We start from the raw sequence: 7,011 nt of genomic DNA, 5'->3' as shown, positions 1-7,011 counted from the left end.
CAGCCACGAGCCGCCGCACACCGCGACGTTGGGCAGCGCGAGGAACTGCGGCGCGTTCTCCGGCGTGATGCCGCCGGTCGGGCAGAACCTCACGTCCGGGAAGGGGCCGGCGAGCGCCTTCAGCAGCGGGATGCCGCCGACGGCCGTCGCCGGGAAGAGCTTCAGGAAGTCCAGGCCGTCGTCGTTGGCGGCCATCACCTCGCTCGCGGTCGACACGCCCGGCAGCAGCGGCAGTCCGATGCGGCGGCAGGTCTCGCCGAGACTCGCCGTGTAGCCGGGGCTGACCGCGAAGCGGCTGCCCGCGTCCATGGCGGCCTGCGCGTCCGCGGCCGTGCGCACGGTGCCGGCGCCGACCACGGCCTGCGGCACCGCGCGCGCGATCGCCTCGATGCACTGCAGCGCCGCCGCGGTGCGCAGCGTCACCTCCAGCACCTTCACGCCGCCGGCGACCAGCGCCTCGGCCAGCGGCACCGCGTGCTCGACGCGCTCGAGCACGATCACGGGGATCACCGGGCCGTGCGCGGCCAGTTCGATCGGGTTCATCGGATGGATTCCTTCCTCTTCGTCGTTCGTCGTTCGTGGGCGCGGCGCCGCCGGGGCGCTCCCGCCCCCGGCCTCCCCTGCCGGCGCGCCGCGCGCCTCAGCGCCGGCCCCGGGCCGGCTCCTCGGGCGGGTCCAGCGGGAAACTGGTGCAGCCGAGCTGCTGCGAGATCGTGCGGCTGGCGTCGCGCAGCATCCCGAAGATCTCCGGCTTGCGCGCCTCGTCGTAGCGGAAGGTCGGGAAGGAGATGCTCAGCCCGGCGACCGCCTGGTTGAGGCGGTCGAAGATCGGCACCCCGATGCAGCGGATGTGCTCGTCGAACTCCTCGCGGTCCTCGCCGAAGCCCTGCTCGCGCGTGCGGTCGAGCTCGGCCATGAAGGCCGCGGGCGTCGTGATGGTGTTGTCGCGGAACTTCCTGAACTCCGCGCCGGCCAGCACCTGGTCGCGCCGCGCGGCGTCCTCCCACGCGAGCAGCACCTTGCCGATCGCGGTGCAGTGGATCGGCGCCCGGCGGCCGACGCGCGAGTACATGCCGAGGCTGTGGCGCGAATCGACCTTGTGCACGTAGATGATCTCGCTGTCGATCAGCATGCCGAGATGGATGGTCTCGCCGGTGCGGTCCGACAGCATCTGCATCGGCAGCTTGGCGAGCTCCACCAGGTCGGGGTACTGCAGCGCCTTGGTGCCGAGCTCGAACACCTTCATCGTCAGGCCGTAGCGCTCGCTGTCGGTCTCCTGCCGCACGTAGCCGAGCGTCTTCATCGTCTGCAGGAAACGGTAGACGGTCGCCTTCGGCATCGCGAGCCGCACCGACAGGTCCGAGATCCCGGTCTCGTTGCGCTCGGACAGCGCCTGCAGGATCGCGAAGACCTTCAGGACTGCCGCGACCGATTCCGGCTGCTTCGAATCGAACGAATTGTCGTCCATGATGTTTCGGTTCCCTTGATATGGCGTTTCAGACAGTCATTCTTGCAGGTTTGCCATGCCCAACGGACTGATTACCCGAGAAGACTGTGACGTGTCCAACGGTCACCGCGGGCCCGGCGCCAGAACAGCAGGCCCCGCACCACCCAGTCGGCGAACATGCCGAACCAGATCCCCACGACGCCCAGGCCCAGCACGATGCCGAGCAGGTAGCCGGTGGCGATGCGGAACAGCCACATGCCGGCGGTGGCGACCCACATCGCATAGCGCGTGTCGCCGGCGCCGCGCAGTCCGGCCGGCAGCACGAAGGACAGCGCCCACACCGGCATGAACAGGCAGTTCAGCATGATGAGGCGCGACGCGTGGCGCATCACCTCCGGGTCGCGGCCGAACAGGCCGACCAGCGGCGACGCGAAGGGCAGCACCAGCGCGGCGAGCGTGCTGAGCGCGAGCGTGGCGCTGCGCACCAGCGCGAGCAGCTTGCGCCGCGCGCCCTGCGTGTCGCGGGCCCCTAGGCGCTGGCCGACCAGCGTGGTCGCCGCCACGCCGAGCGCGTTGCCGGGGATGTTCATCAGCGCGGCCACCGAGAAGGCGATGAAGTTCGCCGCCATCGCGGTCGTGCCCAGGCCCGCCACCATCGACTGCGTGATGAGCTTGCCGACGTGGAAGAAGCTCGACTCGAGCGCCGCGGGCCAGCCCACGCGCGCGATGGAGCGCAGGTAGCGACGCTCCACCGAGAGCCGCGGGCCGTGGAGCTGGCCCGGCGCCGGGGCCAGCGCGCGCCGCAGCAGGTGCAGCGCGAGCAGCAGCGCCGCGACGCGGGCGGCGAGCAGCGCCGCGCCCGCGCCCGAGACGCCCCAGCCGGCGAGGTGCATCAGCCCGGCACCCAGCGCGACGTGCAGCAGGTTCATCACCACGTTGATCCGGGTGGCCGCGGCGGTGCGGCCCATGCCGCGCAGCAGCCCGCAGGCCACCAGCACGCCGCCGGTGGGCAGGTCGGCGAGGATCAGCCAGCGGAAGTAGTCGTCGGCCTGCTCGCTGACCGCGGGCTCGACGCCCGGCATGATCAGCGCGATCCAGGCGGGGCGCGTGAACCACAGCACGAGCGCCAGCAGCCCGCCCGCGCCCAGCCCGAGCAGCAGGCCGCTGCCGGCCACCGCGGGCAGCTCGCCCTCGCGGCGCGCGCCGACGCAGTGCGCCGCCGTGACGGTGGCGCCGATCGCGAGCGCGGTGAACAGCGCGTGCAGCAGGTTGCCGAGCGCGTCGATCATGCCGATGGCCGCCACCGCGCTGGCGCCGAGATGGCTGGCGAGCCACAGCACGACGGCGCCGCTGAGCACCATCGCCAGCTCCTGGAACAGGACCGGCGTGGCCAGCGACCAGGCGCCGCGCGGCCGCCCCGCGTGCCGCCTCACGAGCAGGCGGCCGGCGCGCAGCCAGTGCGGCAGGAGGCGGTGCGAAGGCATCCCCGGGCGACTCGGGTCCTGCGCTGCGCTCAGAGCCGCCCGGCGCCGGCCGAGGCGCGCACGCGGCGCGCGACGTCGGCCGCGTCGTCGATCTTGCCGTGCAGGCGCGGCTGCCAGCCCACCTCGCGGCTCAGCGTCGCGGTGGGGTTGGCCTCCTGCAGCGATGCGAACAGGTCCACCGGGCGGCCGTTGAGCAGGCTGCCGCGGTCGAAGAAGGTGCTGCCCTTCCACAGCTTCACGAGCGCGGTCGCGCGCACGTCGGGGCTCGCCTCCCAGACGTTGTTCTCGCTGAACACGCGCGAGTTGAAGCCCACGCCGATCGAGTAGCCGTAGCCCATCGGCGGCCGGCTGTCGGCCACGTAGAGGTTGTTGTAGACGTGCACCTCGCCGTAGCGCACCCGCGGCGCGCGCTCCTTGGTGCCCTCCCACAGGTTGTGGTGGAAGGTCACCTTGAGCTTGCCGTCGTCGGCCTTGATCGAGTCGCTGCCGCCGACCAGGTTGGTCTTGTCGTGGTCCCTGAAGTGGTTCCACGAGACCGTGACGTGGTTGGACTGCAGCGTGATGTCGAGCTGGCCGTCGTGGTGCTGCATGCGGCGCCCGAGCGCGGTGCGCGCGGTGTGGTCGGGACGCGCGCCGTCGCTGAAGGTGCAGTGGTCGATCCAGACGTTGGTCGCGCCGCGCAGCGAGACGTTGTCGTACTCCGAGTTCCACTCGCCGCCGGCGTTGTCCTTCGGGTCCCAGGCCGGGAAGTGGTCGTAGGCGTCCTCGAAGTGGATGTTGCGGACGATGACGTTCTCGACCTTCTCGAGCAGCAGCATGCCGTGCACGATGCGCGCGTCGCGGCCGACGCCGACGATCGTGGTGTTGGACGGCACGCGGATCGTGGTGCGCGCCGCCTGGCGCTGCGCCGAGCGCTTGCGCGCCTCCTCGAGCGGCCCCTCGACCGGCTTCTTGCCCCAGGTGGCCGGGTCGTAGGCCTTCAGGTAGGCGTCGAAGTCGAAGGCCGGGTCGCGGTAGTCCGCGTAGCCGAGCGGGCGGTTGGCGTCGTCGACGCTCAGGTCGATCGTGCCGCGCACCTTGACGATCTTGGGCGAGTTCGACGGCGCGCCGCCGGCCTGGCCGAGCGCCAGCGCCGCGACCAGCTCGGCGCGGTTGCGCACCTCGTAGACATGCTCGGGGCGCGCGTCGGCGCCGCCCCAGGTGCCGCTCTCGGCGGCGGCCCAGCCGTCGTCGGCGGCCAGCGTCTCGCGGCCGAGGTCGGTGGCGGCGGAGGGCGTGCCGCCGGGGCTCGCGCAGGCGGCCAGCAGGCCGGCGGCGATCAGCGCCAGCACGCCCGCACGGGCCCGCGGCAGGACGCCGGCCGCGCGGCGCAGGGATTGGTTCATGGATGTCTCCTCTGGGGGAATGCGACGGGACCGCCCGGGGGCGGCCCGTTCTCCTTGTGTGGCGGACCGCTTACAGGTCGGCCAGGTAGATCGCCGGCTCGCCCTCGACGTCGGAGGTGTAGAGCACCTGGCGGCCGTCGGGGGTGAAGGACGGGTGCGGGTGCGTGACCTGGCGGTTCTCCTTGTAGACGCGCCAGGAGCTGTCGTGCCGCGCGATCGCTCGCTCGGTGCCCGCCTTCAGGTCGAACAGGTGCAGGTAGGGATCGTTCTTGACCTGGTAGCCGCCGGTGTCGTCCACGTCGGCCGGCGTCGCGCAGCCGTCGCCGACGATCAGCGAGCCGTCGTGGTTGCTCATCAGGTGCGAGCACGGCGGCATCGCCGTCAGGCGCTTGTTCTGCAGCGTCACCGGGTCGAGCGAGCAGATCCAGCGCTCCTTGTGGCCCTTGAGGTAGGAGACGTAGATCATCGCCGAGCCGTCCGGCACCCAGAACTCGTGCGTGCAGCTCTCGCCGTCGGCGTGCTCCTTGCCGCAGCGCACGTTGGAGCCGTCCTCGTCGCAGAACCACATGCGCGCATCGATCAGGTCGTGCGGGCCCTCGTGGCAGAACGCCACCGTGTTGTCGTCGAAGGGGCGGTACTGCGGGTGGCCGAGCCAGCCGTCGATCTCGTGGATCACGTCGCGCGCGCCGGTGGCGAGGTCGATGCGGATCATGCGGCAGCGCGGCTTGGCGAAGAACATCTCGCGGAACTTCTGCCAGTCCGACAGCGGGAACCAGTCGCTCTTGCGGATCTCGATGCCGACCATCTTGGTGCAGGCCGAGTTCGCGACCCAGGTGCCGTAGCCGACCCAGTCCTCGGGCACCGTGTAGACCACCTCCTCGGCGAGCGAGCGCAGGTCGAGGCGAATCAGCTGGCGCTCGGCGCGCACGAAGTACAGGTGCCGGTCATCGGGGCTCAGGAAGCCGCCGAAGGTGTTCTCGCCGCCCTGGTCGGTGAGCTGCAGCGCGGTCTGCGACTCCAGGTCCAGGAGGTGGTAGTTCCAGTCGGTGCCGGGGCCGAACTCGGCGCCGAACAGCAGCTTGCCGCCGTCGTTCGTGAAGCACTTCTGGTAGAAGTAGTTGCGGTGGCAGGTGACGTCGGTGGGCGTGAGCCGGGTGACGCGCGCACCGGTGTCGCGGTCCTGCGTGGTGTGGAAGGCGAGTTGCCGGACGGTGTTCTTGCTCATGGGGTGGAAGCGCCGCAGCGGGGGGAGGGTGAGAAAAGCCCGGCCGGGGCCCGGGGGCCCGCGGCCGGCAAACGGGTCGGGGACGGACCCCGATCCCCGGAGGCAAATCGTGGGCGGAACGCCCCGCTCACTTGATGCGGTTGAGCAGCGCGTTGCCCTCCTCGTAGAGGCGGCGTGCCGCGTCCTGCTCGCTGGTCTTGCCGTAGGCCACGGTCTCGAACACCTCGCGCATGAACTTCTGGAAGCGCGCGTTCTCGAACAGCGGCGACGGCAGGTCGATGTTGCCGTCCTCCTTCTGCTTCTTGATCTGCAGGAAGGCGCGGAGCTCCAGCGGCGCGAGGCGGTTCTCCTTGACCAGCGTGTGGAACTGGCTGTCGGCGGCGGGCACGCCGCGCGTCAGGCCCAGGATGCGCGCGGCCTCCGGATCGGTAAGCAGGAAGTTCAGGAACTTCGCCGCCGTCTCCGGGTGCTTGCTGCGCTTGCTGACCGAGAACATCAGCGCGGGGCGGCCGAACATGCCGGTGTTCTTCGCGCCCGGCAGCGTGAGGAACTCGCCGATCTCGAGCTTCTGGTTCTTGTCGAGCGTGCTCTCGCGCAGGCGCAGCACCGAGTCCCAGGTGTAGTTGCCGGCCCACTGGCCGGTGACCCAGTCGGGCTGCTGCTCGGTGGGCTTCTCGGCGCCGCCCAGGCTCGCGCGCACCGGCAGCGGCACGGCGACGCGGTTGTCGACCAGCTTCTTGTAGGTCTGCACCCACTCGAGCACCGCCTGCTGGCTCATCGCCACCTTCGGCGCGGTCGGGCTGACGTAGGGCGTGCCGTACTTCTGGTGGATGTAGGTCTGCGACAGCAGGATCATGTCGTAGAGCTCGCCGTCGATCACGTAGGCCTTGTCGCCGAGCTTGGCCTGGAAGGTCTTGCCCGCGGCGAAGAGCTGGTCCCAGGTGGTCGGCAGCGGCACGCCCGCGCGGTCGAAGCTCGCCTTGTTCCACAGGAAGATGCGCGCGGTGTAGGACGCCGGCAGCCCGTTGAGCTTGCCCTGCACGGTGCCCATCTTCAGCTCCTCGTCGGAGAACTGGTTCAGCGCGAGCAGGCCCTTGTTCTTGTTGAGGTCGTGGAAGCCCTCGCCGCCCTTCGAGAACATCGACAGCCAGGCCCAGTTGATCTGCATGATGTCGGGCTCGGTGCCGCCGGCGATCTGCGTCGTCAGCCGCTCCAGGTAGCCCGCGAAGCCCATGTACTCGGCCTTGATCTTCACGCCGGGGTTCTTGGCCTCGAACGCGGCGATGGCCTTGAGCGTCGCCTCGTGGCGCTCGCCGCCGCCCCACCACGAGAAGCGCAGCGTCTGCTCCTGCGCCTGTGCGAGCGGTGCGGCCATGCCGAGCGCCAGTGCGGCGGCGGCCATCAGGGTGGTGCGTCTCTTCATGTCGGTCTCCTCGGTCTTTTCAGGTCGTTGTCGAAGGAAAGGAGGGG

At 70.7% G+C, this 7,011-nt stretch carries 6 protein-coding genes; all 6 read right to left on the bottom strand.

Features of this window, described 5'->3' with window-relative positions; genetic code table 11:
• Positions 1-543 (bottom strand): bifunctional 4-hydroxy-2-oxoglutarate aldolase/2-dehydro-3-deoxy-phosphogluconate aldolase (eda, locus tag D3A59_RS21485; RefSeq protein WP_119157377.1); only part of this gene is annotated, 543 nt, incomplete at its 3' end.
• A 97-nt stretch (positions 544-640) separates the two neighbouring features.
• Positions 641-1,468 (bottom strand): DNA-binding transcriptional regulator KdgR, encoded by an 828-nt coding sequence (gene kdgR, locus D3A59_RS21480; RefSeq protein ID WP_119157376.1) that lies wholly within the window; start codon positions 1,466-1,468, stop codon positions 641-643.
• Positions 1,469-1,539: 71 nt separating this feature from the next.
• Positions 1,540-2,931, bottom strand: a complete 1,392-nt coding sequence (locus D3A59_RS21475) for an MATE family efflux transporter (protein ID WP_119157375.1) — start codon at positions 2,929-2,931, stop codon at positions 1,540-1,542.
• 29 nt (positions 2,932-2,960) lie between these two features.
• Complete coding sequence (locus D3A59_RS21470) at positions 2,961-4,316, bottom strand: pectate lyase family protein (protein WP_119157374.1); 1,356 nt, start codon at positions 4,314-4,316, stop codon at positions 2,961-2,963.
• 70 nt (positions 4,317-4,386) lie between these two features.
• Positions 4,387-5,541, bottom strand: coding sequence for an oligogalacturonate lyase family protein (locus D3A59_RS21465; protein WP_119157373.1), 1,155 nt, complete (start codon positions 5,539-5,541; stop codon positions 4,387-4,389).
• A 127-nt stretch (positions 5,542-5,668) separates the two neighbouring features.
• Positions 5,669-6,964: an ABC transporter substrate-binding protein gene (locus tag D3A59_RS21460; RefSeq protein ID WP_119157372.1), complete on the bottom strand. Its 1,296-nt coding sequence runs from the start codon at positions 6,962-6,964 to the stop codon at positions 5,669-5,671.
• Positions 6,965-7,011: the final 47 nt, after the last annotated feature.

The sequence above is a fragment of the Caldimonas tepidiphila genome, from assembly GCF_003569765.1.
Classification (GTDB): Bacteria; Pseudomonadota; Gammaproteobacteria; order Burkholderiales; family Burkholderiaceae_C; genus Caldimonas; species Caldimonas tepidiphila.
The sequence above is the reverse complement of the archived record's forward strand: the minus strand, read 5'-3'. Positions and strand labels throughout refer to the sequence as shown.